Below are 26,909 nucleotides of genomic sequence, written 5' to 3' on the forward strand. Positions count from 1 at the left end.
TGGCACATCGATGCCGTCAGGGGGCCATCCACCCCATCAGTTGGCGGCCTCGTTCATATCAGGTGATCTCGAGCGGAATGATGCAGATGCCGGCGCCATCTTCATTCGTGACTGAAATCGAGCAGTTCATTCCCACAAGTTCCGGCCGCGCTGCGCGCAACGATCGCGCAAGTTTAATCGCTTCAATTTGAGCAGTGGTCTCGTCGGCAAGATCGTGGATACCGTGATCGCCCACGATGCGGGTGTCGACAAGCTTGAAATGATAGAGCGGCATCGATCTTCGCTCCTATTCGCATGCCCAAAACTTAAGCGGTGGGCACGGCCCAGGCTTAAACGTCGAACTTTGACCGAGCCGGCTTGTTCCATCGGATGTCGAAGACGGTCAATGCATCAATCGACCGATACGGATCACCTCGGTAAGGTTGAGGGGTTAGCTTAATATGCAACAGTTGCCATATTGATATCGCGCCTTATCGATAGAGCGCCGGGCAGTGTTTTGAGCCGGTCTCACGGCAAAGTCGTCAGCGGACCTCCGCCTGGCGGCTTTGCGGTCGCAGGAGCGCTTTACGAATGCCAAGGTCTTGGTCTTTTATCGTCGCGTAATCGAACTTGCCAAAGCGAAGAAGTCGCTGGAGGAAGCGGCGCGCATCATGGAGCGCACACTGGAGCTTATTCGCAAAGTCTCAGTTCGATTGGGTGTTTCGTTCAAGTCCAGCGCCGAGAATAAACGGCGATCCGGCTCCAAGGCGAAGCGCAGCCCTGAATGAAAGCACCGGATCGGGTCTACCAAAAGGGCTGATGAGTATCAGGCGCTCTTTGTCTTCAAGCGCGTCGGCCTCCAATCGGTGAAATCATAATAGCCGGTCCATTCGTGCACCGGTGTGCGGCAGGCACCGCAACGGAAGCAGCCGTGGGCTCTGCCTAGCTTGCGTTCCTGTTTCGCCGTGTAGACCCTATGGCAGTGCGGGCAGGCGAAATAAACGCTCAACTCGCCGTAGTTGCTCATCCCCTGACAATAAACTTAGATTCGCGTTTGTTCTAGGACTGGCTGTGGTTATCCCTCCTTAAAGCAGTCCGCGCTGTGCGAACGCGCGCGGATTATCTCGGCGCCGTTGACGCGCTCGCCGGCCAGGATGCGAGCCTCGAGCTTCTCCCGCAGTGCCTCTGGTGTCGTAGTCGACGCCAACTCCACCAAGGTGCGCCAGCCGACTGCGCGGTAAATCTCGGGCCTGTCGCCGTATCGCCTTGCCACGCGCATGACCTCGGCCACGTACAGGGAATCATGGAGATCGAATTGTTTGCGGACGGCCGCGCCAAACTTCTTGTTGCTCGGCATGGTGTCCCGCAGCGCTGCAAGCTTGAGGCCGAGCTCGATGTTTTGTTCGACAAGCCTCACCTTCGCCGCCGCCAACTCCAATCGCCGCTGTATGGCCGATTGCTTCGGTGGCGCCACATCTGGCTTTTCCGCAAATGCTGCGTTTAGTTCGCGGTGGATCAGCGTGGCAACGCCGTACCTCTGGGGAACAACATCACGGTTCAGTTTCGGCTGGCGCTGGGCGGCTGCAATGTCAATGCCATCGAACACCTCATCGCAAGCCAGAGTCCGCCCATGCGGGGTATGCGACCATGATGTCGCTTATGGCGTAGAGTGTGAATAAGCGCCCGAGAGTGACCCCTCCACCGCAAATTGGCTCAATAGCTTAACGTGCCGATCGGCGTCGGGACCCCGCGCCGATTCACAGGTGCCAAGCCGCGCGATGGCGGGCAGCGCTGCGATATTTGAGGTCTCCGCGCCGTCCGCCATCGGTCATGCCCGATCCTGTGGCGTTTCCTGCGAGAGGGTGGGCGCATCTGTCGCCCGTTCCACAGCGAATGCCTCCTTTCCCTTTGCGGCCCAGAGCGCTCGGGCCTGTTCGCCTTGATTGCTTTTGAGCTTGTCTGCCATCCAGAGCAGCGCGCCGAGGATGATGGCGCGATCATCGCCGGTCAGGTCCACCACACGAGCCTTGACGACGAGGCCGCCCAATTCGATCAGGTGCCGCGTGCGCTTGCGGCGCTCAACTTGCCATGCGCGCATATCATGCCGCGCCCTTGCTGCCTGTTGACGGTTGCGCGCCGCCAGGTTGCGCCCTAGCGCCGCCAGTTTGGCGCTCAGCTGCCGGTGCAGTTCGCCGCGCCCGGCTCTGAAAGAACGCAGCTCCGCGCCTGGCCCAAGCCTCCCTCTTTCCAGCATCTTTGGTCTCAGTCAGCACGATCAGCGCGCCTGCCAGTTCATCGACGCTGAGGCTATCTGCCCCGGTGGCGATGACCAATTCGCCGAGCTGCTGCACCTTGCGGCTCTTGAGGTCACGCGCCTTGTCCTGAAGCGCTTTCAGTTCCCCGTCGAAATCCCGCGGCTTGCGCATCACGTCCTCCAGCAATGTTGATGGAGCGATGATAGTTGAGCCCTGGGCATAATGCTTTAACGTCGCCGGGACGGCTTGAGACGGTGTAGTCCCGCCCGAGAATTTTTCGAGGGAGGGCGCGCTTATACGTCGTTCCGACATGCGCTCTGCCGTGCCACTGATCTGATCGCGGTGGCGATCTATCATCTTCACGTCAAAGTCATTGGCCGCAAGGCCGGGAGCAGCGCGGTGGCGTCGGCCGCCTACCGGTCGGGCTCTCGGCTGCGCGACGAGCGGCTTGATCGCAGCCATGACTTTTCCAAAAAGCGCGGCGTTGTCCACTCCGAGGTGATGCTGCCGGATCACGCGCCCGAGACATGGAGCGACCGCGAGCGGTTGTGGAATAACGTCGAGGCGTTCGAAATCCGCAAGGACGCCCAGCTTGCCCGCGAGGTGGAATTCGCCCTTCCGCGCGAACTGACACAAGCACAGGGTATCGAACTCGCCCGCGACTTCGTGCAGTCGGAGTTTGTGGATAGGGGCATGATCGCCGATCTCAACGTGCACAGGGATATCGGCGAAGATGGTCTGTCCAAGCCCCATGCCCACGTCATGCTGACCATGCGCGCGGTCGACGAGAACGGTTTTAGCCCAAAGGTGCGGGACTGGAACCGCACGGAGATGGTAGAGCGCTGGCGCCAGCGTTGGGCCGAACTTGCCAATGAGCGTCTGGCGGAACTCGATATCGACGCGCGCATCGATCATCGCAGCCTTGAGGCGCAGGGCATCGCGCTGGAGCCGCAAAACCAGATCGGTGCGCCCGCGCAGCGTATCGATGGTGAAGGGATCGAGGCGGATCGCGCGGAGATTCACCGCGAGATCGCCCGCGGCAATGGCGCGCGGATCATCGCAAATCCTTCCCTTGCACTGGATGCGATCACGCAGCAGCAATCGACCTTCACGCGGCGCGACATGGCGAAGTTTGCGCACCGGCACAGCGACGGGATCGACCAGTTCAACGAAGTCATGGACGCGATGCACAATGCGCCCGATCTGGTCGAACTCGGCATGGACGCGCGCGGCGATAATCGCTTCACCACCCGGCAGATGATCGAGGCGGAACGGCGCCTGCACCGCGCGACGGAATTGATGGCCGAGCGGGAACGCCATGAGGTGAATGACAGGCACCGCCAGGCCGCTTTGGCACATGCCGAACAGTGCGGCCTTGTCCTGTCCGGCGAGCAGGCCGACGCGCTGGCGCATGTCACGGATGGGCGCGACTTGGTCGTCGTGGTCGGCTATGCCGGAACGGGCAAGAGCGCGATGCTGGGTGTGGCAAGAGAGGCCTGGGAAGCGGCGGGCTACGAGGTCAAGGGTGTAGCACTTTCCGGCATCGCGGCGGAAAATCTCGAAGGCGGATCGGGCATTGCGTCCCGCACCATCGCCGGCCTGGAGCATGGCTGGGGACAGGGCCGCGACCTGCTGACCGCCCGCGACGTTTTGGTGATCGACGAGGCGGGCATGGTCGGCACGCGCCAGTTGGAGCGCGTGCTGTCCCATGCCGCGGAAGTTGGCGCGAAGGTCGTGCTGGTCGGCGATCCCAGGCAGTTGCAATCCATCGAGGCCGGTGCGGCCTTCCGCTCCATCCATGAGCGTCATGGCGGCGTCGAAATCGGCGAGGTGCGCCGCCAGCGCGAGGACTGGCAGCGCGATGCCACGCGCGATCTGGCGACCGGCAGGGCCGGCGCTGCGATCCATGCCTATGACAGCCACAACATGGTACATGCAGCGGCGTCACGCGAGCAGGCGCGCGACGATCTGATTGACCGCTGGGACTACGACCGGCGGGCCGCGCCAGACCGCAGCCGCATCATCCTCACTCATACGAACGACGAGGTGCGTGCCCTCAATGAGGCAGCGCGCGGACGGATGCGGGCGGCGAGCGATCTCGGCGAGGACGTGCGCGTCACGGTCGACCGCGGCGCGCGCAGTTTTGCTAGCGGGGATCGCGTAATGTTCCTGCAGAACGAACGCGGGCTTGGCGTCAAGAATGGCACGCTCGGGAACCTCGAACAGGTCAGCGCGCAATCCATGACGGTGCGCACCGATGACCGGCGGAGTATCTCGTTCGACCTGAAGGACTTACAACAAGATCGACCACGGCTATGCCGCCACCATCCACAAGGCGCAGGGCATGACGGTGGACCGCACCCATGTTCTGGCGACGCCGGGCATGGATTCCCATGGCAGCTATGTCGCCCTGTCGCGCCATCGTGACGGCGTGCACCTGCATTATGGCCGCGACGATTTTGCCAATCAGGACCGGCTCACTCGCACCCTGTCGCGCGGCCGGTCCAAGGACATGGCGTCGGACTACGAACGCGCCGATCCCGCACAGAACTATGCCGAGCGGCGCGGGATTACCTTCCGCGAGCGCGTCGCCGAGATCGTGCGCAAGGTAGTGCCGGAGAAGGTGCGGGGCATGTTCGATGGGCTGCGGCCGGCTGCTGACACCGTGCCTGGCCTGGACGACGCACGGAGGCCGGAACGGGAAGCGCCGGAACAGAAGGTGGCTGATGACCTGGAAGCACCGCTCCGCAAGGCCCGCACCGATGCCCTGAAACGTCATGCCCGGGCCGTGGATGCGATCTTCGATGCGCAGGAGCGGGACGGGAAGGCCAGCCGGGAGCAAGTGAAGGAATTGCAGGAGGCCCGCAAGGTCTTCGAGGGGGTGCGGCCCTATGGCTCGCACGATGCCGAAGCCGCCTACAAGAAGAACCCGGAACTGGTCCGTGAGGCGGCTGGCGGCCAGGTCAACCGTGCCATCCGAGCGCTTCAGCTCGAAACCGAGCTGCGGACCGATCCGAGCCGCCGCGCCGACCGGTTCGTGGAGCGTTGGCAGAAACTCGATCAGGCCAGCAAGCGTCAGTATCAGGCGGGCGACATGTCCGGCTACAGATCCACGCGGGCCGCGATGGGCGACATGGCCAAAAGCCTGCAACGCGATCCGCAGCTTGAATCTCTGCTCGCCAACCGTAAGCGCGAACTCGGCATCGGTGGCAGTTTCGGCTCAGGCCGCCGCCTGGGCGACGAACTTGCCTTCACACACGGTATAGAGCTGGGCAGAGGCCGCAGCATCGGGCTCTGAACCCGCCGATTTGCCGCCGCCTCTACGCCACAGCGCTTTGCCGCGCCGAACCCTCTTGCATGCCCCTGAATGCCTGTCCTGTCTGGTCCCAGCAGCCGTCAGAAACAATCGGCAGGAGGCAGGCCAGCCGTGCGGGAACCAGACCGTATCATCCGTTTGAGGACCGTCCTCGCCCGAACCGGGCTGTCCCGCTCGACCATCTACCGCAAGATCGCCGAAGGCACGTTCCCGCCCCAGATCAGGATCAGCGTCAACGGCGCGGGATGGAAGGAATCCGACATCAACCGATGGGTCGCTGATCCGGTTGGATGGCGTCCGAAGCGCGAGTCAGATGCGGAGTAACGAGGTCTGTGCTCGCTTGCTGCTAACAGCATTGAACCGGGCCGGCCTCAGGCCGTAAAGGCTGGCGCTGTCGCGCCCCCGCTTCGCGGCTTCGGCCTTGACGGCCTGACGCCGCCCCGGGTTGGGCTCTCCAAGCACACAAGGGCGGATTGTGAGCGGTCGCGCTCCCATTCCGGAGGGCGAAGCAGCGGCCGCGCCGAAGGACGGAGATCATCCTTGAAAAATGAGTTATAGGGTGGTACAAATACTCTCAACCGGAGTGACGGAATGATCGTTGGCTTTCGGGATGGCTGGTTACGGGCTTTCTTCGTGGACGATACCCATTCCCGCAACATCCCGCCCGATCTTGAAGCCCGGCTGTTCCGCAAGCTTCAAATGATCGACGATGCGACGACCGATCAGGACTTGCGCGTGCCGCCCAGCAATCATTTCGAGAAGCTGCGCGGCAATCTGGCGGGGTTTCATTCGATCCGTGTCAATCAGCAATGGCGGCTGATTTTCCGCTGGGATGGCGAGCGCGGCGAAGCGGACGGGATTTATCTGGACGATCACAGTTACCGATGAGAGCGAGGCAACCATGCTGACCACCAAGCGCAAGCCGGCGACGGTCGGAGAGATTTTGACCGAAGAGTTCATGGAGCCGATGGGCCTGACGCAGGGCGCGCTCGCCGAGGCGATGGGCGTTCAGCGCAAGCACGTCAACGAGTTGTGCGGCGACCGCAGGAACGTGACCGCCGCGACGGCCTTGATCCTGGCCCGCGTCTTCGGCAACAGCCCTGACTTCTGGCTCAACGTGCAGCGGCGCCACGATCTTTGGGAGGTGATGAACACGCCCAAGGAGCGTAAGCGAGTCGAGCGCGCACGTCCGTTGAAGCGCGCAGCATGAGTGACGTGATGAGCAGGGAGCGACATACGCAAATGCAGCCGGTTCGCAAGCATTTACCGCCCACTGTAGAACGAAGAGGAATCAGGCCTTTTTGCCGCCGCACCACAGCGTAGCACAGCGCAGACTTGGGCCGTTCAGTTGCTCCGGAACGCATGGCATATTGCGCACCATGGCCCATCATCGCAAATCACATGACCGCGCTTCGACGAACAACGCGGAGTCGAGTATGGACAACGACAAGAACACCGGAGTCGATCCGATCGACCCTTGGGCCTTCGGTCTTACGAAAGTAGCGTACGCGGTCGACGAGACACTCGACTTGCTTAGTATCGGCCGCACGGCGCTGTACGCAGCGGTCAAACGAGGTGATCTCAAACGTGTCAAGTTCGGCAAGAAGACGTTGTTTTACGCCGCCGACCTTGCCGCGTTTCTGGCACGGCTCAGGCGCCTGAGCGAATTGGATGAGGGCCGGATCGATCACGAACCTCGCTAGAAATGCAAGATTGATCTTCCAGGCTCTTGAAGTAGCATTCCGCTGATTCTGAGAGCAGTTGCGGCGCCGTTGCGAATTACGAAGCCGATCTCGATCAAGCCGCCGTAGCAATCGGCTATCCGTCCCACCGTCCAGTCGGCGAATGCAGCATCGCCAGAATTGCATTTGCATGCTTGCGGATAGTCAGCGGTGGATGGCTGGCTGGCTGGCTGACGCGAACTTCAAGATCAACGTAGAGGCGGTCCGGACCGCTCATCCCCAATTTTTTCACGACTAATTGCGATCGAGCTACCTTCGAAGTTCGATGTGACGCGGTGGACGACCTCAGAGGCCACGCGTAGCGGCGGACCGATGTTTTTCTCCTGGCAAATTTGTTGGTATTTTTTATTGGTACTCAATGAATCAACATCTCAATAAGACTACGAAATCTCTCAAGAAAAGCCGTTTCTTATGGCCGCTGCCGGGCCCACCAATGAGATGAGACTTATGGATGGTGCCGCCAAAGCCAAGAAAGTGCCGCCACAGTTATCGCCACAGATTCTTGCGGTGTCCGTTCACCCTTCGAGCTAAAGCACGGGTTGAAGCGACAGGTCCTGAGCGGCGGCGCCGACAGTCGGCTGCGATCTCAGTATATGGATGTCGACGAAGCCGTATGCGCGGCAGAGATCGAATTTCGAAAGAGTGAGATTCAGCTGCGCGACGTGAGCCGCGAAGACATGCTGGCGATGATGTCGGGCGGCGTGTCCTTGGGCGCGAAAACGCCCCACCAGGCCAGCGTCTCGAAATCGGGGAAGCCCGCTTCGATCGCGGTCTGCGTATCCTTGAGCACGGGCATCCGTTCGCGCCCCATTTGCAGGATGGGACGCAGCATGTTGGTGCCCAGTTGCGCCCGCCAATACGAGAACGGCATGTGACACTCCATGTCTACATGCTCACGGCAGTCATCGACACGCATGGCGCTCTCCGCAACGAACGGACCGAGCGAGCGCTCAAGACGCCCGCGAATTTCCTCGTGTCCGACCGCGATGGCTATATCGAGCAATGCCGCCAGCCATTCGCGCTGGAAGCCGTAAGTTAGTGCTCCCTGGGATGCGATCAGACCGAGGTCTCCACGTGTCATCAGTTCCCTCCCAACCACGAAGCCCCTCACTTCACGAATGGACCGGAGAAAATAGCTGCTTCGACGCGCCGCATAAGCATCGCTGCGTTGAGCAAGTCACCGGGTGTGAGCTCGCTGACTTCCAAGCCGTCGTCGTTCACCCTGAACACCTCGATGCTGTAGTCACGGTCCTCTTCGTTTTTCCAGTAGTAGACCTTCACGTTTCCAAGCTGCATGACTTCCGGAACGTATGTGCGCATGTCCATGATGAAGCTCCTGGGTGGGCGCAGATTTTATGCCGGTGCGAGGCTGACCCGCGAAGCGGCGAAATGACTCAGGCATGTGAAAGACCAGCGCCACGCGCCGCGATCTGCAGCTCGGGCACTTGAGTCTAGTCGCCAGAGTGGAGAGAGGAAACGAAGCTCCGCGCGTCCAGATCAAGGTGCGCAAGTCGAGGTCGTACTGGTAGATGCACGAGCGTATGGAACGCATGCCGTCGCTGTTTCCGAACGCACAACGTGCGGTGATGCGCACCCCAGTTGCCAAGCCTCGCCAATCGTCTCTACAGCCATTGAGAACAAACAAAGAGCGCACTTGGAGTTCTGGCTCGCGATGGGAAGTCTTGCCGCTCACCCCGGGCTCGCCATTCGGAGGCAGTGTCGGTGTCTAATTACCTCGCCTGCCAATTGAAGGTATTACGCGCGCGTCATTAGAACACTCTCCGCACGTCACGAAGACTACACGTTCCGCTATCGTCCGGAGAAACCGTACGCCTTCCCGAATGCACGGTGGCGACTGAAGCGCTACAAGAGCTCTTCGGCGAAGTGCACCGAATTGTCGTTGAAAAGTGCCTGAAGGTGCCGACAACGCTATCGAACGTGTGCTCTGACTGGTCCGACGAGCAGCTTATACGTCGGAACCCAGGCAGTGTTCCAACTTTCCATCATGTCGCCGCATACCGCACACTCGAAGCTGTTCACTTCGCGAGACGGAGCCATAGACTCCGTGCGGCGGTACACGCGCCGCATTTGCATTGTCGGTGCTGCTCGGTCATAGGCAGACCATACGCTGATTTGCCTCGGCGGCCAACAAACAGCCGAACGCCGCGTCCGAGTGGGGGCTCTACTCGGAACGCGACGCCGGAGCCGGTACTTGCACTCGGAGGAACTTCACCGGCCCTGACGCCGATATAAGCGCGGGACTTTATCGAGCAACAACCTTGCAAAATCTTAATCTAATGGTCGTTCGTGACTGCGGAAAATTTAGTAGCAGCCCAGTTCTTTTTGCAGACGGTACATGGTCTTGGTCACACGCTTTCTTTTGCTCCGGATTTTTTGACGGATTTCGCGCGCGGCTTCTTCGCCTTTTTTGCCCTCCTCATTTCGACTCATAAGAACGCCTATATATGCAGAGTTCCATTCACAACCGCCGCCGGAGCAGGGCATGAGTTTAGTTCAGACGTTAGAGTTGCTAGACAGAGCGCGCGAGTACGTTGATCAGGGAGAGGAATTCCTGGTCGACCAACGCAAGATTGTCGAGCGATTAGAGCGCCGCGGGCAAGACCCTCTCGACGCCATTCTCTTTCTCGAGGATCTCGAAGAGGTACAAGAGGAATACGTGGCTCATCGGGATCGTCTTGAGCGGCAGGTCATGAGGCTTGTCAGACCGGAGTAACCAGCCGCACAAGATGCATTTCGCGATTAGAGCGGCTTAGATTTTTAGCCCGTGATTTTTTTCAAGGTACTGAACCGCCTTCTCGAGCGCTCGCATTATATGCAGCTCGTTCGCCCCCATCGCATAGCGGCCTGTCATTTGCACATCGATCGGTAGATTGCTGTAAGGCGGCTTGGGTTTGATTTTTTCCCCAGTCTCGTCCGTAAACTCAGGGGGTAACGCCTCCGCAACGTCATGCACCTCCTTCATTGTGAGGCCCAGCTTCACCCCTGCAAGCTCAAAGTTGAAACCCGAGGATCGCTTAAACATGTCCCTGAACGGGGCGCGGAATAACCAGGCTACGATCAACACAACAACAGGCCATGCAAGGGCCTTCTCAGACAGAATAGTGCTTATGATCGACGTGCCAAAGTTTTGGAACTCGTCGATGTAGAGGCGGTACGGCCGCTGCGGATCTCCCACGGCATCCGCAAGCCTGCTTGAATGCGTTGATGATGATAGCGCCAAGGATCGCCGCCGGCTCGTCCCCCAGGTTTCGGACAGGTCGACAATCAGGATAGTGCCGCGCTCAATGACTTTCTCGAAGTCTATGGTGCTCGTCGGCTGGCCCAGAATATATCGGAGTGCTAAGGGATCGGCCAATGCCGCGACCTTGTTCTGCAGCGAGCCAATCTCCTGCGTTTGCTGCCTGGCGTCCTTGGCATCAACTCAGTCCATGTCTGACGCGTCTCTTTGTCCGTGCATTTACGCAGCAGCCGCGCCCTGTATTTGTCATCTGCAAGCACTCGCCTTATGTCCAGAAGCGTGGTGTTCGGATTGTCGAGCAAAAGCCGGACTGAGGCCCTGAGGTAATAGAGCAGCCGTGGGGTTTCCGGCCCAAGTTTCCAAATATCCGCAAAAACCGAGACGATGTCGGCGGTTACTTTCCAGCGTTCATCCGGCGGGACGTTCTCGAGCGGGTTAAAGCCTACGGAATGCGAAAGGTCGGCCGGACGCCAATAGATACACGGGCGGCTGTCCGCGAGCTGCCGCGCTGCCTGGGCCGTGCTTGTCGATAAATGCAAAAGCGCCGTCCGCCTCGGACAGCATGTGCGTAGATTTGCCGGAGCCGGAGCTTCCAATAATATATTCGTGCATGAGTGCAGGCCGATCGCCCCTGCTCTTCGCCCTTGCTTGCCGTTGGTAAGAGGTGTCGATGATACGTGAGCGGTCGGCATTCACACACGCGCGTGAGCGCTAAGAACTCATCACCCCAAAGGGCTTCCACCTTCATTCTAGCGCGCTGCAGGAACCTTTGCGGTCCGGTCCTGTTCTCAGAGAGAGGGAGAACGAATGCGCATTTTTAAAAACCCAAATCGCCAAGACACCCTATTCGGTGGACTAATACTTGGCGGCTTTGTGGTGGTCGCAATTATTGCTGCTTTGTTCATGCTAGTTTCGTGGCGCGGCGAGCAGACTGCCGACGTGCCAAAGACGGTGGGTTCATCCCCTCATGCGTCGACCCCGCTGTCGCCTGCCGCACCTTCCGCAAACTGATCTTATTTTCGTTCGGCCAATTGCTTCTTCAGATCATCGATAAAGTGCTGCGCGCCTTCCTGCGTTAGAAGTTCGCCCGACTTATCAGGCACGTCCGCTTTTAGACAGAGCGTCTTAAGCTCGTCCCGCTGCGCCTCAGTCATCATCGGTTCTTCCGGCATTATCCCACTCCCGCCTTGCCACGCATTTCGTCGATAAGCTTCGAGGCTTCTGCTTTCGTGAGGCTGTCATTGAACGCCTCAGGCGTGCCCGCCTGCTCGCACAGGGTTTTCAAATAGGAAGCCTGGGCGCCGGTCATGGGGTCATCGCCCGAGAGCCATTCGTCAGGGTCTTTTTTGGCGTTGTCGGTCGGTTCAGTTTTCGGATTACTCATAGTGACGCTCCTTATTGAGGCTAGTAATGCATCTGTTCGCTAGATGTTCCAGCGGCTCACGTCACGCCGGCGGCATATTGGACGGCTATGCCGTTCCAATATCGACTTTGGTGTTCGTGAGGCGGTTGAGGGGCGAGCGGAGCGGGCTCCTTTTCCCGCATCCATTACCGTCCTTTAGGGCGGCGCAGGATGCGTCCCACGAGGTGATTGGCGGGTCGTCTTTCGTCCGTTTGCGGAACGTAGCGGGAGCACACGCCGCGGCGGCCGTTCTTTCGGACGGTGCATTTGCCTTTCTCCCCGTTGCGGACCTGAATAATGGGCGGTGCCTGGGTGACCGCAAGCAGCGCAGGGAGGCATATTAGATGTGAAGCGGAAGCTGAACTTTCGCCAAACGCTGATGGGCAAGTTCGATAGACGTTCCGCATTTATCGCGCCCCATTCTTCTGCTGATTCCGGCGCGTAACAGTCACTACGATTCCATGGCCGCGCACGATCGGATTTAAATGGAACACGTCGGCCTGTTGTGCATTTCAGTGAAAAGAGGAGGATTCACATGCATCCAGCATTCTGGCCTATGCAGGCTTTCGTGTTCTGGGCTGATGTTCTCATGCTCCCTTGGAAGATGATGATGGCACCGGTGGCTGATTCCATGAAGGAAGCAGTGGCTGCCACGAGTCCGGCTGCTACGGTCGGCCTTGACCCGGTGGGTCCAAAGGAGATCGGCACTAGCGCGACTGATTTCCGGACAGACGGCGACGCGTAACCGTCACCTCCATCGCGGCCCGCTCCTTCTGGTTCGGGTCGTTGGTCGTACCCTCCGCTGCGAGCCGGGTAAGCCCATACTGGGCTGCTGACATGGCGTGGTTGGCCTTCTTCGGGTCCTCAACCCCGACCGTCTCGCCGTCTTTCATGATCTTCCATGCATAGTTTTCGTACTCGTGCCCAGGTTTGCCGAGGGAGCGCTTGTAGCTGATCGGAAGCGACTGAACGTGCTTGATGCCGTGATTGACGCTGTCAGCTCCCTTCTCACACGGAATGACGTTGAGGCCCGCCGCCTGGAGCTCAGCGGTACTCTTTAGTTCGGCATTGTAGGCGATGTTCACCTCGTCCGGGCAACACTGGCCTTCGTATCGGCGAAGCTCGGAGCAGTGAATCATCCTCCCTGTTTCGGCGTAGACGCCGTGCCCCAGGGCTCAACTTTCTGCGGATAGAAGTTCTTAGCCTCGTTATGGTCGCGTAGATTTTCCGGGCGATAGTCTTCGTATCGATCATAATTCAACACTTTACCGGCCTGCAGTCGCTCTAGGACTGAGGGGTGGAGCGGATAATCGTTTCTCAACGGCCGTATGCTTTTTTTTGCGTACTTGAACACGCTGCTGCGGGTCTCATCGTGTTGCGGGCCCGTGGGATCGGGGTATAAGCGTAGAAAGGAAGGATCATATTTTAAGCCCACGGCGATGGCCGCGTCGAGTATCCATTTCAGCGAGACATCTGAGAGACGAGACTCGTTTTCTTTGTAGCTGCCTCCGATATCCGAGTGATTTCCCGGGAACCACAATTGTTCAAACCATTGTGGTTCGGAGCTCTTCCAGATCCCCGGTTCACCCCATTGCACTCGTTGAAATGATTCTCTCGCCTCATCGATTGAAAGTGCGTGTCGCGCGAAATTGACGTTCTTGTTGAGGGTTCGATCGTAAAAAATCATGCGCGTCTCGGTGAGGTGCAGCGTCTTATACCAAGGGTAGCCAGGCAGATCGAACGCGACTGGGATTCTCGTGAGGAAGTTTGCAAGGTAGCCGATAACGCCAACAGCAACAATTAAGGCCGCGAACCACAGCCACCATGATGTGGCAATTTCAAAGAAGTAGGAGAGCCCCCACCAGATCAGTAGGCTCAATAATGCAGTTACGACGGGCGCGAAGGCGATCAATCCGACTAGCGCAATCGGGTTCGACAAGGAGGCCACCGTATCGAAGACGCCGACGAAGTACGGGTAGACATTCGGCTCCTCGCCATTCGTCGAACCGTACTGTTCCCGGAAGCGCTTCGCGATGGCCTCGCGTTGTTCGAGCAGCTCAAGTTGCCGTTTGGATGCCTTCGCTTTTTCCCAAGAACTGGTGTGTTGGTAGACTTTGCGAACCGCCTCCCTCGCGATTTTCTTCGACGATGCTTCGTCGTGCAGGAGTGGAGATCCGTCCTTCATTTGTGTAGGAATTCCGCATTTGCACAACGTCGCCGCTAGACACCGTATGGTGTAGGCGCCACGACTGAAGCCAAACAGGAATATCCGATCACCTGGACGCCAAAGACGAACGATGGCTGCGTAACAGTCGATGATATTACCTGTGAGGCCAAGTCCTAAGGCTTGGCTGACCAAGTTGTAGAATCGAGTCCAAAGCGACGCGAGCCACCCACTACCGGGTGGCAGGGTCCCTATACCCGGATCGTAGAAGGCGCCTGTTCCGCTGGGTTGACGCACAGGTCAGGGCCGCACCGTGTCGCTCGATATAGCTTGTAAATATTGCTGCGATCTTCATCGACCAGCACTCCGCCACGCTGGCCTGTCCCGTCCGAGTAGATGACGATATTCCGGGTGCCCATACTGGTTGCCCTCACAGCCATCGGTTGTGCAAGCAATGTAACTGATTCGTCGGATTGTGACCGGGTTTGTGCCCGCGTCAGACCATTTCTGCTCGTAGAGGGACCGTCTGCCGAACCCTATCAAGCCGTTGGATAAGGAAAACATTTGGGCAGGCCCTGTCCTTTTCATCCCTCTCAATTTACTCCGGATTTACTTGAACCAGTCCGGTCGGGCCACTTGCCCAGGTCCCATTCCCATTACAAAGAGTTCTTGGACCTCAGGGGTGACGGCCGGGTCGTGCTCTACAAAAGAGCCGACCGTCAAAACCCAAAGTGGACGGTTCGGCTCAAAATTCCCGAGACAGACGGGTTCGTTGTCAAGTCAACCAAGACGACGAACGACTTTGAGGCTAGGCGATTTGCCGAGGACCTTTACTACAGGTTGGAGGGAAAGGCCCGAAGGGGTGAGCCGATCAACTCACCGACGTTCCGGAAGGTATTCACCGAATGGGCTAAGGTGCCAGTTGCCGAACTAGCAATTCGGTCAGCAAGGTACGTAGACGGCAACGTCAGGAGGGTCGAGATTTGGGCTCTCCAGTACTTCAGCGACACGACTATCGATAAGGTCACCGAAGCCAAGCTTGCCGACTACGTGGACTGGAGGCTCTCACAACCGAGACAGCCAGCCATTGTTACCTTGAAAAACGAACGGACAGCGATCAGGCAGCTTCTTAAGTTTGCAAAGCGACGTGGCTACATCCCTGATGTACCCGAGTTTGAGATCAAGTCAGGCCAACAACGCAAGGCCAGACTGTGTTTCGGCATGGAATAAGGACCCCGTATTCGGGGTGATCGGCATCCAATCGGGACCCCGGGACAAGGGTCCACAGTGGCTTCCATCAAGTCATGGAAGCCGAGGTTGGGATGCTGGTGGTGGAGACGATTGCGAAGATCCGTCGCGCCTATTTTGTTCATGGTCAGCCCATCAAAGCGATCTGCCGGGAGCTTGGCGTATCGCGCAAGGTGGTCCGCAAGGTCATCCGTTCCGAGGCGACGGAGTTCAGGTACGAGCGCGAGACGCAGCCGCTTCCGAAGATGGGCCCGTGGAGTGCTGAGCTTGACCGGTTGCTGGCGGCGAATGAGCGCAAGGCGACGCGCGAACGGCTGACGCTGATCCGATTGTTCGAAGAGCTTCGCGGCCTGGGCTATGCCGGCGGCTACGATGCGGTTCGTCGCTATGCGCGGCGGCGGAGCCGGGAGCGTGGCACCTCAACAACCTCAGCCTATGTGCCGTTGAGCTTTGCGCCCGGCGAAGCCTACCAGTTTGACTGGAGCCACGAAGTGGTCCTGCTGAGCGGGACCACGGTGGTCGTGAAGGCGGCGCATGTCCGGCTTTGCCACAGTCGGATGCTGTTCGTTCGGGCCTATCCGCGCGAGACGCAGGAGATGGTGTTTGACGCCCACGACCGGGCGTTCGCACTGTTCAAGGGGACCTGCCGGCGCGGCATCTACGACAACATGAAGACGGCGGTGGAGACGATCTTCGTCGGCAAGGGCCGCCTCTACAATCGCCGCTTCCTGCAGATGTGTAGCCATTATCTGGTCGATCCGGTTGCCTGCACGCCAGCGTCGGGCTGGGAGAAGGGGCAGGTCGAGAACCAGGTCGGGCTGGTCCGCGAACGGTTCTTCACCCCGCGGCTGCGCTTCAAGACGTTGGACGAACTGAACGCCTGGTTGCTCGATAAATGTATCGCCTACGCCAAGGCGCATCGGCATCCAGAGTTCGCCGACCGGACTGTCTGGGAGGTCTTTGAGGCCGAGCGACCCAATCTCGTGCCTTATGCAGGTCGGTTCGATGGCTTCCATGCCGTCCCGGCCTCGGTCTCCAAGACCTGTCTAGTGCGCTTCGACAACAACAAGTACTCGGTGGCGGCAAGCGCGGTCGGGCGGCCCATTGAGGTCCAAGCTTATGCGGACCGCATCGTGATCCGCCAGGACGGCCGGATCGTTGCCGAACATCCGCGATCATTTGGCCGTGGCGAGACGGTTTACGACCAATGGCACTACGTGCCGGTGCTGGTGCGCAAGCCCGGCGCCTTGCGTAATGGCGCTCCCTTCAAGGACTGGGTATTGCCCGCGGCGATTGAGCGTGTACGGCGCAAGCTCGCCGGTGCCGACGATGGCAATCGACAGATGGTCGACATCCTCAATGCGGTGCTGACAGACGGACTGCCAGCAGTTGAGGCCGCCTGTGCCGAGGCGGTCGCTCACGGCGTCCATTCCGCCGATGTCGTGCTCAACATCCTGGCTCGGCAACGTGAGCCGGCGCCACCAGCCAACATCATGACGCCGGCCGCCCTGACGCTTCGCCATGCGCCGATCGCCGATTGTGCCCGCTACGACAACCTCCGGAGGACCAACTGATGGAACGAACCCAAATCTTCGATCTCATGGGGGAGCTCAAGCTCTACGGAATGAAGGCCGCCTTCGATGAGATCATGGCGACCGCCATCAAGCACCAGCATGAACCTCAGCGCATCGTCGGCGATCTTCTCACGGCCGAGATCAGCGAGAAGCAGGCGAGATCGATCAAGTACCAGCTCACGATTGCCAAGCTTCCACTCGCCAAGGACATCGAAGACTTCCAGTTCGATGGCACGCCGATCAACCAAACGCTCGTCAATGATCTCGCTGGTGGCGGCTTCATCGCCCAGCAACACAATGTCGTGCTGGTCGGAGGGACCGGAACTGGCAAGAGCCATCTGGCCATCGCCATCGCGAGGAGTTGCATCCGCGATGGCACCAGAGGACGCTTCTACAACGTCGTCGACCTCGTCAACCGGCTCGAGACAGAGACCCGCAACGGTCGGCAAGGCCGGCTCGCCGAACATTTGACCCGCATGGACTTCATCGTTCTCGACGAGCTGGGCTATCTGCCGTTCGCACAATCCGGCGGTCAGCTCCTGTTCCACCTCATCAGCCGGCTCTACGAGCGCACCTCCGTCATCGTCACCACCAATCTGGCATTCGGCGAATGGCCGAGCGTGTTCGGCGATGCCAAGATGACGACCGCGCTGCTCGACCGCTTGACCCATCACTGTGACATCGTCGAGACCGGTAACGACAGTTGGCGTTTCAAAAGCCGCGACGACGATCAAACAACCCGCGCTCGCGCCGTCTCCGCAACCCCGACCAGCTCCGACGCCGCAAGCGCTACCAGCAAAACACGCCGATCAAAGGGGTCCCTTTTGGATGCTGATAAGGGGTCCCATTCCAGTGCCGATTGACAAGCCGGTCGCGAGAGCACTGCGTTCGGCTATGGGAATGACCTCTAAATCGTGCATGGTCCCACTTGGCCTCCTGTTCACCTAAATTGGGGCTCATCATTGGATTTTCCGCAAATCATCTGGCTCGCGATGAAGTCGTCTAAGCCCCGGGAATGGACCGAACTAGAGGTTAAGGCCCTGATCTCCATGAGCGGGCAGCGGCATAGTGCGGAAGAAATATCGAAATCTCTCGGACGCTACGTTGGTTCGGTGAAAACGAAAGCGCGAGAGCTTGGTTTAGTAGCTGTCAAAAAGCGATCAAAAGCCCGCCGGTGGGGCACGAACTGATGACTATTGGAGATGGAAGAGGCGCGCTCCCGCGTTGAAATGGCTATCATCCAGTCAGATCACAAGCGCACGCCCAACCTGCGTTGCCTCCGAAGGCAATCGACAGAATGACGTCGCCCACGCCATCTTGGCGGGCGGCGGCAGCGTCACGATCGCCGCGGCGGTCAAGCGTGTTTCGTGGTGGCGTGCTACGCACGCCGTCAGCCCTTTGTTATTGGAGTGCATCCTTCGTGGCTCGCATTAGAGCCAGGGTCACACCCCCCGGCTTGCTTTTAAGGTACAATTTAAGATGGACGGAAAATATTCGACAGCGAAGGACATTACGTCGCTGACATCCGGGCAAGCAAAATTTATGACCTGTCCGGCAAGAGGCTGTACGACCTCCGAGGCCAAAAGATTTACAAGCCAACGGGCGAACTCATAGGCCACCTCAGCTCAGTAGCTGGAGACAGACGACTGGACAAATCGACTGATCGGCTATTCCCAAAGTATAGTCCTGCCGACTTGTCGAGTTGGGGGCTGAAAGCGAAGCTGAAATAATATTGCCGACCGAGATTAGGCCGCCTTGCTGGCTCGATCGGGCGCAGGTCTTCTTTGGTCGCACAGCGCGCCAGTAATTCACGCTGCCGTGCTGCGCGGGTTCTCCGTTGTTTCTTTTTTTTCTACCTCCTTGTTGCGAGACAGCCATACGGGAAAACGAAGTAGCCGATCACTATTATCTTTTGACGGCTCGATCGGAGTCCCGTTGGCTGAACACGGGAGATCGAGTGTAACGTGGCCGGCTCGCACCGCATCCGCACGTTGATCCATCTCGCGCAATAGGGGATCGACTACGCTATCGACTTCGGTCGCAACCGATAATAGAAAGCTGTTAAGCTCGCGAGCTTCGGGCACGACTGTCGCAGCCATCTCGATGGCCTCGCAGAGCTTACCGATGACAGGTGCAAACGCTCCGGTCGCTTGTTTGATTCGCTTTTTTATCGCTTCGATTTCACCTAAAACCCGATCACGCTCCCGCCGGGTTTTTTCCTCAGAAAGGCGGGCTTCGATTTCAGCGATCTGAGCCGTCAGTGTCATGACTTCGGATGCAAGTGCGTCGCGTCTTTCGCGCGCGCGATCCAGATCTCGGCTGAGATTGTCCACTAAGTCGTCCTTTCCGAACATTTTTTGCTCCGCGTAGGACAGCCGTAACGCGAACCGCCAACGAAAGGTTGGATCGGCCAAAAAAACATCAACTTCGGTTGCGTTGTTGCAGGGAGCCGACATCCCCAGTCATTCACATTAGGCGACCGCAGGGTTAACAAGTGGTTAATTTCAACATCCCATGCAGCAATCGACCGCCGGACGCTTCAAAAAACCCGCCCGATCGAACATACGCGAGCTTGCGATCCGATTTAGTATCCAATGACCAACTCCGGAACTGGCAGATAGTGTTGAAAAAGTCTGGTGATGGACGAAAATTGTCAGGGACGCTGACGCGTGTTGCACGTGGCGACGGCGGCGCCGATGACGACTACTGTTGTCCGGACCGGAAGGGCACTGGCGCGCGTGGGAATAGCAGTACTATCTCGCCAACCTGCCCGCCGCGACACATCTGCGCACGTAGCTGCCACCATCAAGGCACGATAGATTTGCGAACAGGCCCATCAGCAGCTGAAGAGAAACTCGGGCTCGATCACTTGAAGAGCGATCCTGGCAAGGTCTTCATCGTCACGCTCTCATGACAATGATCGCCTACGCCTTCTTGCAACATCGTCGCCTCGCACAAGCGGGGCGGAAGAAAAGAATCAACGGATCTCCGCCTCAACTAAGCTTGCCGGACGGTGCGCCAAGCCATCGTCGATCTCATCCTTCGACCGCCATCTCAACGATGCCCATACTGCAGAAGACGGATACGTGAAAAGCTATAGCAAATAAATCTGCCAAAGTAGTGCTAGCTAGTCATCTGGAACCGCCGCCCACACTAGCCGAACGCGAGAACGAGCCAACTTGAGCACAACAGCACAAGGGCGGTCACGATTAGCGCGAGGAATCCGTCGGACACGAAGTCATGGTTACGCATGGTACACCTCCTGCCGCCAACGGGGAGGCTGGTCCGAATTTATTAAAAATTTCGGAATCGGCATTTTGCTAAAGTATGGAGGCTGCATAGCGAGCGGCTAGCAAACGGATTGCTACCATTTTGCTACCTCACTGAAAAATATGACGCGGGATTGGGTGTGATGCCTGCGTTTCTCGAATGGATGCCTTAACCACTCGACCCCTTCCCACTTTGGGGCACCGCGGGGACGCGCCGAATCCGACCGGGTCCCGCCTGCCGAAGCCATAGCTCGTCCCCGATACATGGCGGAGCTGTTCGCCGGTATCAAGAGGCTGCTTGGGGAAGCCGATGCAGCGAAATGATGCTCGGCCAACCGCACGAGAATCTATCCCACATCTGGCGCTGCTGATCACGGATTTCCAACGCCCTTCGTGCAGATGATGCTGCAGAGATTGCAAGTGCCGCGTCAGTGCCCGCGTCGGTTCCTAAGGGCCACGCCTCATCGAGGTTTGTCTTTTGGTGATCACATCCAGCTTGAATATGCGATAGGCTAATATCGCATTGCTGGCGAAGACCCCACTGGCGCACCTATGCTAGCCTGTACTTCTGGGCCAATTGCATTTCGGGGATTGGATGTGTTGGCGTCGAAGCCCGCGGCAACCGAACTCGCAAAGTGACACGGTTCAATTGAACGCTTGAGACGCGCCGCCGGCGCGGAAAAGATGCAATCGCCAAAATAGTGCCGCACGAATCGGCAGTCATGGCACCTGGCGCTGGGTACCCTGACCGACGAGGCCCGTCATGTCCCGCTGGACCGCCGAGGAAATCCGCGAACTTGTCACCCTGTGGCCGACGAGCACGGCGGCACAAATCGCATATCGCCTGCATCGCCCGCGCGCCGCCATATGCGGAAAGGCCAAGCGGTTGCTCGAGGAAGGCTTGTTGGAAGGTAAGAACGCCAAAAATCCCAATCCGCGCAAGCGACGGCGGCGCGCCCGACCACTGCGAATCTGGATCATGCTGCCGCCACCACCGCCACCAGCCAATGACAGCCTTGCAATGCGGCCGTGCTCGCTGCTCGAGCTCGATGAGGCGCGCTGTCACTGGCCGCTCGGCGACGTCAACGAAGTTGCGACCGAGTTTTGCGGCGGCGCTCCGGCACCGGGTCATCGCTATTGCCGGCACCATATGCGAATGGCGCATGATCAGGGCAGCGATGCGGGACATGCTACGCGATATTGATGCTCTGATTTCGGCAGCCGCCATCCACTACTGCCAAAATGGGCACATCCAGATTGCTAGCTTTCCGAGCTTCGTTTCAATTTTCATAATATGCGCGTCTCCGGCGAGAAACGTGCGTTGGTTCAAGTCGCCTCCGCGCCCTAGGGCCAGGCGCGGGTATCTCGTCGGGGCGCGCGATCCTGTGGCGAGTACTCGCCCAATTTACAGGGCGAGTGAGCGAGGCTCCCGTATGATCCCCTGGACCACCGAGGAAACTTTCTTGCTAGTCAGCCTTTGGCCGACAGCATCGGCGACGCAAATCTCGAGATGGTTGAACCGCTCGCGCTCGTCGATATGCGCAAAGGCAATGCGGCTGCGCCACGATGATTTGTTGCCAGACGGCGTAGAAAAGCATTTCGAGGTGAAGCCGGTGCAGACGCGGCCGGGTCGTGCCAGAACAACGGTAACATCGATCATGCCGCAAAAGCCGGCGCCGCCGCCGCTCGCTGGCACCGTGCCGCTGCCGGACATGCGGCCCTGCGCGCTGGTCGAGCTCGACGAGACCCGCTGCCGCTGGCCGCTCGGTGAAGTGCACGAGGTGGCGACCGAGTTTTGCGGCGCCGGCAAGGTGCCGGCGTTGCCCTATTGCGCGCATCATTTGCGGATCGCGCATAGCCAGGGCAGCGCCTCGTAACGATCGGTGTTATCCTCAACCGCATGTCGCTATCCCCGGACCAGCGCCACGTCCTCCTGCTCGCCGATTGCACGCGCGATATTGGTCAGATCACCGCGGCCGTCGCGCGGAGGATTTGGGCGCGAGGACCGATAGGCAAGCTCTCCGCACGATGGGACGAGGTGCACCAAGGGGATTGAAGTTAATAATATGCAAGGCTGCTGGCGCAAGATGCGCTCAGCTCTACCGACAAGAAAGCCCCGCCACGGGGGCGGCCCGCAGCGAGGCCTTCCATGAGGACGCCGAGCGCTGTCAGGCGACGCCCGGCAGGCTGATGTTACGCCCGCCGTTGCGGCGCTGTCGAGGGATTTGCGACCGACCATCGCTTTTGCAACAACGGCTATTGCCTCGGCTGCCGCTCGCCGCGCTCCCACATGGCATATTGCCCTGCCGTCCAGCCACGGCTCCTTCCGGAACGCTGGCGCGGCATGATCCCTGGCACGCAGGCCTTCAAACTGATCACCCACCGAACGACGCGGATCAAGCCCGGCGCCGAATTCGTGTCGGGAATTAGAACGGTTGAGAGCCGCGGCCACACGCCCGGGCACATGTCCATTCTGATTGCCTCAAACGGTGAGCAGGCTTTGGTCATTGGCGACGCCATCACGAACCAGCTTATCAGCTTCGCGCACCCCGACTGGAAGCCGAGCTATGGTTTTTGACAGGGTACTTGATGATAGCGCAATCGTCTGACTTTTCGCTTCGAGGACGAGACATTGACGTTAGCGAAAAGCGCTGCGCGGAATGACAACGCTCCGGACAGCTCCCGGACAGCCCCCGAAAGATGACCGCCATTGGCGACCTTTACCGGCCCGGCGGGTTGCGGTAGTGGGTGAATATTGCGTTCAAGAAGGCGGTTTTAAAGCCAGCACAATGAGGGTCCAGTTGGTATCGGCGCAGGGCAGAAGACGCAGCCGCCAAAGGCATTGCAGGAGAGCTGCGCCTTCCGCTGAGAGAAGAAGTCTCACGTGATGGGGCGTCCTGCCACAGGCAATAATCGTCTCCTAGCTGCGTTGCCGCCGGCGGACGTCGCGTTGCTCAGCCCTCATCTCCAGAAGGTCTCGCTTGAACAGGATGCCGTGGTCGTGCGATCGGGAGATCGACGCGAGCAGGTCTACTTTCCCCACAGCGGGGCCATTTCCTTCATGCTCGACATGCCGAACGGGGCAACGATTGCAACCGCGGTGATCGGGCGTGAGGGAGCCCTTGGCGCTCTATCGGTCCTGGGACCCTCCCGATCTTCCGTGACCGCGGTCGTGCGGGTAGGCGGCACCGCGTCACAGATTTCCGTATCGCGGTTCCATGCTGCCTACATGGGGAGCAGCGCCATCAGAGACGTGGTTCAGGCGCACACGGCGTGGATTCTATCGCAGCTCCAGCACGTCGCAGCCTGTAATGGGCTGCACCCGGTCGAGGCTCGCCTAGCCCGCTGGCTGCTTGAGCTGCACGATCGAACTGAGGGCCCCATAATGTCAGTCACGCAGGAGACGCTTTCGCAGTTACTTGGAGTGCGACGAACGACCGTGACACAGATGGTTGCCAAACTCCGTGCCGTTGGTGCTATCAGATCCGATCGGCGAGGCTTGATCGAAATTGACAGGGCGCGGCTCGAGGAAGCTACCTGCGAATGCTACCGCATCATGCGCCGTGAAACCGATCGGATCGTCCCGGATGAAGCCGTGACGCCGCGCCTGCATTTTGCGTCATCCGCAGATCTCACGGATGATCGTTTCAAGTAAAGTGGATTTGGTTTGCCGGACTGGGCGCGTCGGCCTCGTGTGCCGCGACTGTCGCGAGGTCGCTGATAACCGGTGACGCTAGGGGAGCCCGCCGGACTTCGAAACGCGCAGCGATCGAGGGGGCCACGGGGACGCCGTCCCTTCAGAGATTTGCGCCCACTACCGGGGCCCATGCCGGACCCTTCAATGACTTGCGGCAGCGTCACATATTCGGAGCGCTGCGACTTCCGTTGTGGGTCAAAAGGCGACCTTCCGGCGCAGTTGGTTTAGGTCTGTTCAACGCCCAAGAGCGAGCGTCTGAAGGCTGAGCGGCTTGCGAGAGTAGGCAAGGAGTAGTTAGCGAGGGCGGATGTACCCCTCGTGAATGTAAGGGCCTCCGGGCGTCATTTCGGAGGCCTTTTGCTAAGCAAACGCCGCCCCGGGTCTGCTGTATGCATTCACCCTTTTTGTTTTTCTGCGGCGCTTTTTCCATCGGAGCTTTTTGACCGTTCTTCGAAGCGATCAGCGCCCTTAGCTAGATCGTGCCCCGTCTTGCTCTCGTTTTTCGCTTCTTCCTTAGCAGTCGCCTCTCGCAAGCCTTCAGAGGCCCGTTCCCCCGCTTTTGATGATTTTCGTGCGTCAACCATTTGATGCTCCTTCCCTGATAAAGCCGCTTCACCAGGAATACATCCTTGTCTATCCCAGCTCAGCCTTAACAGTTTCCAATCAGATCGCCTGAACATTGTTCCAGTCCGTTGCTGCCTTCAGGACGTGAATTCCCATTGGGATCCGGGAAATCAGCCGGCATCGGTCGTGTCGGATGCTAAACCGTCTGCCGGAGAGCGCTAGTCGCGCCTCCGGCTTTTTCTTTATGTACACAAGTGTACTTAGGGCAGCGTGGCGAAAGCGATTGAGCCGCTACGACGGCTCTCTGCAGAAGGCTACGGCATACACGGCAGCGCTAGCAGCATGGAGAGCTGCTTGCCCCCAAGCTCGTCGGCGGCGAGCACGACGCCAGTAACATTGCCTCCCGGCCCGGCGTAACTCGCCGCGAGACCAAGTTCAATCGGGTCGGAGCCGAAATCGACTTGGGCACAGTGCGTGTAACCGCGCCGGCGTGTCTTAATGCAAAGGGACCGACGGCGACGATTACGTCCGGTTGACCGGTGAGCAGTTCCCGCATCAGAGAGGGCAGCAAATCCGGTTCGCCGGTCCGCGCGTCGAAGACGAGATTGGGACCTTCGACGAAGCCAAGCCTTGCAAGCTCCGGCAACGTTGTCTGGCGGGTAAGGTCTTCAGAGGCGATGAGTTCGCAAGAAGCCCACGGCGGTAGATGCGATCTGGTGTTTGGCCGGGAGCGACGAGCGGCCATGCCACCGCACCAGCAACACCGGCAATAAATATCCGTCGCCGCATGTCCGCCCCGCTCAATCGCGGATAGGTTATACTTGCTCCAGAAGGTATCAAAGGTAGTTTTTCCGCAGAAATCTCTGGAATGACCAAGTCCGCTTTGGGTCTTGGCCGTGTAAAAACGCCTGTCCGAGGGAAGGCGATGAGAAGCTAGGAACCGCGCCAGGCCGCGATCGCTGCGATCAGCGGCTTGGTCCGGACGATGTTCATGACCCGTGTCAGATTATAGGCCAAGACCGAGAGAGCCATCTCGGCGGCTACTTTTGGAAGTGTTTTGGTGAGGAAGTGTGTCGCTCCCATGCGGGCCTTCATCGTGCCGAACGGATGCTCGACCGTCTCGCGACGCTGGCGCATGGCGAGCGGGTTCGCATCAAGGCGCTGCTGCACGGCATCGAGCAGGTGCTCATGCTCCCATCGTGGAATCCGCCGCTCTGGCCCTGTCGTGCACTGGGACTTGAACGAACAATTTTGACAGGCGTTGGTCCAGTAACGCCTTATCCGCTTGCCATCTTCTTCGCTTGTGAAGCGATATGGCAGTTGCTCTCCAGCCGGACAGCGATAGGCGTCCTCCTCCGGCAAATAGACAAAGTCCTGCTTGCCGAAGCGCCCATCCGATTTGGCGCCAGACGTCTGCGGCTTGGGCAGAGTTACTGTGATGCCGGCCTCGTAGCAGGCGAGGATCTCTGCGCTGCTGAAGTAGCCGCGATCGGCAACAGCCTCGAGCGTCTCGGTCTGTAGAACAGCCTTCGCCTGCTTGGCCACATTGGCCAATTGAGCCCGATCTGAACCGCTGTTCGTTACCTCATGCGTCACAATCAGGTGGTGCTTGGTATCCACGGCGACCTGCACGTTGTAGCCGACGACGCCGGAACCGCGGCCGCTCGTCGCCATCGAACGGCCGTCGGGATCGGTCAGCGAGATTTGCTGGTCAGGTGACGCAAGCATCTGCCTCTCGTAGACGGCAAGCTTGCCCATCTCCTCCTTCAGTTTTGTGAGCTTCTCGGTAAGTCTTGTCACCTTCGCGGCTAGCGCCTCCGTCGGCTCCTGCCTGTCGGCCGTGTCAAGTTGGCTCAGATAGCGCGCGACGCTCTCCTCAAGCTGGGCACGCCGCCGTTCCACCTTTGCCCGTGTGAAGTTCTTGTCCCGGTTGTTCACGGCTTTGAACTTGCTGCCATCGATGGCGACGCTCGCCGTCGCAAGGAGTCCCATCTCGCGGCAGAGTTCGACGAAGCGAACACACACCTTGCGCAGCGCCAGGCCGTTGTCTTTGCGGAAGTCCGCGATCGTCTTGTGATCTGGAGCGAGCCGACCCAGCAGCCACATGAGCTCGACATTGCGTCCGGCTTCTCGTTCGAGCCGCCGGCTCGACTGCACCTGGTTCAGATAGCCGTAGATGTACAGCTTGAGGAGAATCGAGGGATGGTACGACGGTCGGCCGGTTGCCTCGGGATCGACCCCGCCGAACCCAAGCTCGGCCAGATCGAGGCCGTCGACGAGGACGTCGATGACGCGAACTGGATTGTCCTCGCCGATCCAGTCTTCCACGCATTCAGGAAACAGCGTGCTCTGCCCACGATCCGCACCCTCAATGAAGCGCTTCATCCAAGCCCCCCGCAAATCGTGCGGGAATCATATCGCGCGAATCACATCAAGAGCA

At 59.2% G+C, this 26,909-nt stretch carries 27 protein-coding genes and 3 pseudogenes; 16 read left to right on the forward strand and 14 right to left on the reverse strand.

What is annotated here, in order from left to right; translation table 11 throughout:
- Positions 1-58: 58 nt before the first annotated feature.
- Positions 59-274: a hypothetical protein gene (locus tag KIP88_RS41205; protein ID WP_214493829.1), complete on the reverse strand. Its 216-nt coding sequence runs from the start codon at positions 272-274 to the stop codon at positions 59-61.
- 307 nt (positions 275-581) lie between these two features.
- Between KIP88_RS41205 and KIP88_RS41210 the strand changes: the two genes are divergently transcribed.
- Entirely contained in the window at positions 582-767 is a 186-nt protein-coding gene (locus tag KIP88_RS41210) for a hypothetical protein (RefSeq protein WP_214493830.1), read from the forward strand.
- A gap of 287 nt (positions 768-1,054) precedes the next feature.
- On the opposite strand, the gene KIP88_RS41215 is transcribed toward KIP88_RS41210, so the two are convergent.
- The 3 genes from KIP88_RS41215 to KIP88_RS41225 all read right to left on the reverse strand — a co-directional run bounded on the left by KIP88_RS41215 (position 1,055) and on the right by KIP88_RS41225 (position 2,405).
- Positions 1,055-1,585 (reverse strand): hypothetical protein, encoded by a 531-nt coding sequence (locus tag KIP88_RS41215; RefSeq protein WP_214493831.1) that lies wholly within the window; start codon positions 1,583-1,585, stop codon positions 1,055-1,057.
- A 222-nt stretch (positions 1,586-1,807) separates the two neighbouring features.
- The gene (locus tag KIP88_RS41220; RefSeq protein ID WP_214493832.1) at positions 1,808-2,077 is read right to left on the reverse strand and encodes a conjugal transfer protein TraD; all 270 of its coding nucleotides are present in this window, start codon (positions 2,075-2,077) and stop codon (positions 1,808-1,810) included.
- A 1-nt stretch (position 2,078) separates the two neighbouring features.
- The gene (locus tag KIP88_RS41225; protein ID WP_214493833.1) at positions 2,079-2,405 is read right to left on the reverse strand and encodes a conjugal transfer protein TraD; all 327 of its coding nucleotides are present in this window, start codon (positions 2,403-2,405) and stop codon (positions 2,079-2,081) included.
- 171 nt (positions 2,406-2,576) lie between these two features.
- Here KIP88_RS41225 and traA point away from each other — a divergent pair.
- The 5 genes and pseudogenes from traA (at position 2,577) to KIP88_RS41250 (ending at position 7,253) form a co-directional block, all read left to right on the forward strand.
- Positions 2,577-5,532: pseudogene (traA, locus tag KIP88_RS41230) on the forward strand (Ti-type conjugative transfer relaxase TraA).
- A 129-nt stretch (positions 5,533-5,661) separates the two neighbouring features.
- A complete protein-coding gene (locus KIP88_RS41235) occupies positions 5,662-5,874 on the forward strand; it encodes an AlpA family transcriptional regulator (protein WP_214493834.1) in 213 nt (70 codons plus the stop codon).
- A 267-nt stretch (positions 5,875-6,141) separates the two neighbouring features.
- Positions 6,142-6,438, forward strand: coding sequence for a type II toxin-antitoxin system RelE/ParE family toxin (locus tag KIP88_RS41240; RefSeq protein ID WP_214493835.1), 297 nt, complete (start codon positions 6,142-6,144; stop codon positions 6,436-6,438).
- A gap of 13 nt (positions 6,439-6,451) precedes the next feature.
- Positions 6,452-6,760, forward strand: a complete 309-nt coding sequence (locus KIP88_RS41245; RefSeq protein ID WP_214493836.1) for a HigA family addiction module antitoxin — start codon at positions 6,452-6,454, stop codon at positions 6,758-6,760.
- Between the two features lie 226 nt (positions 6,761-6,986).
- The gene (locus tag KIP88_RS41250) at positions 6,987-7,253 is read left to right on the forward strand and encodes a helix-turn-helix domain-containing protein (protein WP_214493837.1); all 267 of its coding nucleotides are present in this window, start codon (positions 6,987-6,989) and stop codon (positions 7,251-7,253) included.
- A 688-nt stretch (positions 7,254-7,941) separates the two neighbouring features.
- Here the strand turns inward: KIP88_RS41250 and KIP88_RS47220 are convergent.
- Together KIP88_RS47220 and KIP88_RS41260 are read right to left on the reverse strand one after the other, a co-directional pair.
- Positions 7,942-8,373, reverse strand: coding sequence for a tripartite tricarboxylate transporter substrate-binding protein (locus KIP88_RS47220; RefSeq protein WP_249791411.1), 432 nt, complete (start codon positions 8,371-8,373; stop codon positions 7,942-7,944).
- Positions 8,374-8,399: 26 nt separating this feature from the next.
- Complete coding sequence (locus tag KIP88_RS41260; RefSeq protein ID WP_214493838.1) at positions 8,400-8,618, reverse strand: hypothetical protein; 219 nt, start codon at positions 8,616-8,618, stop codon at positions 8,400-8,402.
- A gap of 1,177 nt (positions 8,619-9,795) precedes the next feature.
- On the opposite strand from KIP88_RS41260, the gene KIP88_RS41265 reads away from it, so the two are divergent.
- Entirely contained in the window at positions 9,796-10,026 is a 231-nt protein-coding gene (locus KIP88_RS41265; RefSeq protein ID WP_214493839.1) for a hypothetical protein, read from the forward strand.
- A gap of 36 nt (positions 10,027-10,062) precedes the next feature.
- Here the strand turns inward: KIP88_RS41265 and KIP88_RS41270 are convergent, their stop codons facing one another.
- Positions 10,063-10,668 carry a hypothetical protein gene (locus KIP88_RS41270; protein ID WP_214493840.1) on the reverse strand — a complete coding sequence of 202 codons (606 nt, stop codon included), beginning with the start codon at positions 10,666-10,668 and terminating at the stop codon, positions 10,063-10,065.
- A 690-nt stretch (positions 10,669-11,358) separates the two neighbouring features.
- Here KIP88_RS41270 and KIP88_RS41275 point away from each other — a divergent pair.
- A complete protein-coding gene (locus tag KIP88_RS41275; protein ID WP_214493841.1) occupies positions 11,359-11,562 on the forward strand; it encodes a hypothetical protein in 204 nt (67 codons plus the stop codon).
- A 2-nt stretch (positions 11,563-11,564) separates the two neighbouring features.
- Here KIP88_RS41275 and KIP88_RS41280 read toward each other — a convergent pair whose 3' ends face one another.
- From KIP88_RS41280 to KIP88_RS41295, 4 genes are all read right to left on the reverse strand, one after another.
- Positions 11,565-11,723: a DUF3072 domain-containing protein gene (locus KIP88_RS41280; RefSeq protein ID WP_214493842.1), complete on the reverse strand. Its 159-nt coding sequence runs from the start codon at positions 11,721-11,723 to the stop codon at positions 11,565-11,567.
- Positions 11,723-11,935: a DUF3072 domain-containing protein gene (locus KIP88_RS41285; protein ID WP_214493843.1), complete on the reverse strand. Its 213-nt coding sequence runs from the start codon at positions 11,933-11,935 to the stop codon at positions 11,723-11,725. Before KIP88_RS41285 ends, KIP88_RS41280 begins: the two co-directional genes overlap by 1 nt.
- A gap of 725 nt (positions 11,936-12,660) precedes the next feature.
- Positions 12,661-13,092, reverse strand: a complete 432-nt coding sequence (locus KIP88_RS41290; RefSeq protein WP_214493844.1) for a hypothetical protein — start codon at positions 13,090-13,092, stop codon at positions 12,661-12,663.
- Positions 13,089-14,414 carry a phospholipase effector Tle1 domain-containing protein gene (locus KIP88_RS41295; protein WP_308163760.1) on the reverse strand — a complete coding sequence of 442 codons (1,326 nt, stop codon included), beginning with the start codon at positions 14,412-14,414 and terminating at the stop codon, positions 13,089-13,091. The genes KIP88_RS41290 and KIP88_RS41295 overlap by 4 nt, the downstream gene beginning before the upstream one ends.
- Positions 14,415-14,786: 372 nt before the next feature.
- Here KIP88_RS41295 and KIP88_RS41300 point away from each other — a divergent pair, with 372 nt between their 5' ends.
- The 3 genes and pseudogenes from KIP88_RS41300 to istB all read left to right on the forward strand — a co-directional run bounded on the left by KIP88_RS41300 (position 14,787) and on the right by istB (position 17,802).
- The gene (locus KIP88_RS41300; protein WP_214493845.1) at positions 14,787-15,347 is read left to right on the forward strand and encodes a hypothetical protein; all 561 of its coding nucleotides are present in this window, start codon (positions 14,787-14,789) and stop codon (positions 15,345-15,347) included.
- Positions 15,348-15,439: 92 nt separating this feature from the next.
- Positions 15,440-17,009 (forward strand): annotated as a pseudogene (gene istA / locus KIP88_RS41305) (IS21 family transposase).
- On the forward strand, positions 16,939-17,802 hold the full coding sequence (gene istB / locus KIP88_RS41310) for an IS21-like element helper ATPase IstB (protein WP_214493846.1): 864 nt from the start codon (positions 16,939-16,941) through the stop codon (positions 17,800-17,802). Before istA ends, istB begins: the two are co-directional and overlap by 71 nt.
- 945 nt (positions 17,803-18,747) lie before the next feature.
- Here the strand turns inward: istB and KIP88_RS41315 are convergent.
- Positions 18,748-19,395: a hypothetical protein gene (locus KIP88_RS41315; RefSeq protein ID WP_249791412.1), complete on the reverse strand. Its 648-nt coding sequence runs from the start codon at positions 19,393-19,395 to the stop codon at positions 18,748-18,750.
- A 292-nt stretch (positions 19,396-19,687) separates the two neighbouring features.
- Between KIP88_RS41315 and KIP88_RS47225 the strand changes: the two are divergent.
- From KIP88_RS47225 to KIP88_RS41335, 5 genes and pseudogenes are all read left to right on the forward strand, one after another.
- A pseudogene (locus KIP88_RS47225) lies at positions 19,688-20,029 on the forward strand (IS701 family transposase); the annotation flags it as partial.
- A 942-nt stretch (positions 20,030-20,971) separates the two neighbouring features.
- Positions 20,972-21,412, forward strand: coding sequence for a GcrA family cell cycle regulator (locus KIP88_RS41320; protein WP_214493847.1), 441 nt, complete (start codon positions 20,972-20,974; stop codon positions 21,410-21,412).
- A 229-nt stretch (positions 21,413-21,641) separates the two neighbouring features.
- Positions 21,642-22,085, forward strand: coding sequence for a GcrA family cell cycle regulator (locus tag KIP88_RS41325; protein ID WP_249791413.1), 444 nt, complete (start codon positions 21,642-21,644; stop codon positions 22,083-22,085).
- Between the two features lie 467 nt (positions 22,086-22,552).
- On the forward strand, positions 22,553-22,786 hold the full coding sequence (locus KIP88_RS41330) for a hypothetical protein (RefSeq protein ID WP_214493849.1): 234 nt from the start codon (positions 22,553-22,555) through the stop codon (positions 22,784-22,786).
- A gap of 309 nt (positions 22,787-23,095) precedes the next feature.
- Complete coding sequence (locus tag KIP88_RS41335; RefSeq protein WP_214493850.1) at positions 23,096-23,863, forward strand: Crp/Fnr family transcriptional regulator; 768 nt, start codon at positions 23,096-23,098, stop codon at positions 23,861-23,863.
- 437 nt (positions 23,864-24,300) lie between these two features.
- Here the strand turns inward: KIP88_RS41335 and KIP88_RS41340 are convergent, their stop codons facing one another.
- Both KIP88_RS41340 and KIP88_RS41345 read right to left on the reverse strand, forming a co-directional pair.
- Positions 24,301-24,489, reverse strand: coding sequence for a hypothetical protein (locus tag KIP88_RS41340; protein ID WP_214493851.1), 189 nt, complete (start codon positions 24,487-24,489; stop codon positions 24,301-24,303).
- Between the two features lie 913 nt (positions 24,490-25,402).
- The gene (locus KIP88_RS41345) at positions 25,403-26,854 is read right to left on the reverse strand and encodes an IS1182 family transposase (protein ID WP_214493852.1); all 1,452 of its coding nucleotides are present in this window, start codon (positions 26,852-26,854) and stop codon (positions 25,403-25,405) included.
- Between the last annotated feature and the right edge of the window lie 55 nt (positions 26,855-26,909).

This window comes from Bradyrhizobium sp. SRL28 (assembly GCF_018596315.1).
GTDB lineage: Bacteria > Pseudomonadota > Alphaproteobacteria > Rhizobiales > Xanthobacteraceae > Bradyrhizobium.

Excerpts from the sequence above, each read along its gene's own strand:
- KIP88_RS41285 (WP_214493843.1), bottom strand. The coding sequence starts at position 11,935 with ATGAGTAATCCGAAAACTGAACCGACCGACAACGCCAAAAAAGACCCT.
- KIP88_RS41340 (WP_214493851.1), bottom strand. The coding sequence starts at position 24,489 with ATGGTTGACGCACGAAAATCATCAAAAGCGGGGGAACGGGCCTCTGAA.
- KIP88_RS41325 (WP_249791413.1), top strand. The coding sequence starts at position 21,642 with ATGATCCCCTGGACCACCGAGGAAACTTTCTTGCTAGTCAGCCTTTGG.
- KIP88_RS41205 (WP_214493829.1), bottom strand. The coding sequence starts at position 274 with ATGCCGCTCTATCATTTCAAGCTTGTCGACACCCGCATCGTGGGCGAT.
- KIP88_RS41290 (WP_214493844.1), bottom strand. The coding sequence starts at position 13,092 with ATGATTCACTGCTCCGAGCTTCGCCGATACGAAGGCCAGTGTTGCCCG.
- istB (WP_214493846.1), top strand. The coding sequence starts at position 16,939 with ATGGAACGAACCCAAATCTTCGATCTCATGGGGGAGCTCAAGCTCTAC.
- KIP88_RS41250 (WP_214493837.1), top strand. The coding sequence starts at position 6,987 with ATGGACAACGACAAGAACACCGGAGTCGATCCGATCGACCCTTGGGCC.
- KIP88_RS41345 (WP_214493852.1), bottom strand. The coding sequence starts at position 26,854 with ATGAAGCGCTTCATTGAGGGTGCGGATCGTGGGCAGAGCACGCTGTTT.
- KIP88_RS41280 (WP_214493842.1), bottom strand. The coding sequence starts at position 11,723 with ATGCCGGAAGAACCGATGATGACTGAGGCGCAGCGGGACGAGCTTAAG.
- KIP88_RS41275 (WP_214493841.1), top strand. The coding sequence starts at position 11,359 with ATGCGCATTTTTAAAAACCCAAATCGCCAAGACACCCTATTCGGTGGA.
- KIP88_RS41225 (WP_214493833.1), bottom strand. The coding sequence starts at position 2,405 with ATGCGCAAGCCGCGGGATTTCGACGGGGAACTGAAAGCGCTTCAGGAC.
- KIP88_RS41220 (WP_214493832.1), bottom strand. The coding sequence starts at position 2,077 with ATGCGCGCATGGCAAGTTGAGCGCCGCAAGCGCACGCGGCACCTGATC.
- KIP88_RS41245 (WP_214493836.1), top strand. The coding sequence starts at position 6,452 with ATGCTGACCACCAAGCGCAAGCCGGCGACGGTCGGAGAGATTTTGACC.
- KIP88_RS41335 (WP_214493850.1), top strand. The coding sequence starts at position 23,096 with ATGGGGCGTCCTGCCACAGGCAATAATCGTCTCCTAGCTGCGTTGCCG.
- KIP88_RS41265 (WP_214493839.1), top strand. The coding sequence starts at position 9,796 with ATGAGTTTAGTTCAGACGTTAGAGTTGCTAGACAGAGCGCGCGAGTAC.
- KIP88_RS41330 (WP_214493849.1), top strand. The coding sequence starts at position 22,553 with ATGATCCCTGGCACGCAGGCCTTCAAACTGATCACCCACCGAACGACG.
- KIP88_RS41240 (WP_214493835.1), top strand. The coding sequence starts at position 6,142 with ATGATCGTTGGCTTTCGGGATGGCTGGTTACGGGCTTTCTTCGTGGAC.
- KIP88_RS41315 (WP_249791412.1), bottom strand. The coding sequence starts at position 19,395 with ATGTCGGCTCCCTGCAACAACGCAACCGAAGTTGATGTTTTTTTGGCC.
- KIP88_RS47220 (WP_249791411.1), bottom strand. The coding sequence starts at position 8,373 with ATGACACGTGGAGACCTCGGTCTGATCGCATCCCAGGGAGCACTAACT.
- KIP88_RS41260 (WP_214493838.1), bottom strand. The coding sequence starts at position 8,618 with ATGGACATGCGCACATACGTTCCGGAAGTCATGCAGCTTGGAAACGTG.
- KIP88_RS41320 (WP_214493847.1), top strand. The coding sequence starts at position 20,972 with ATGTCCCGCTGGACCGCCGAGGAAATCCGCGAACTTGTCACCCTGTGG.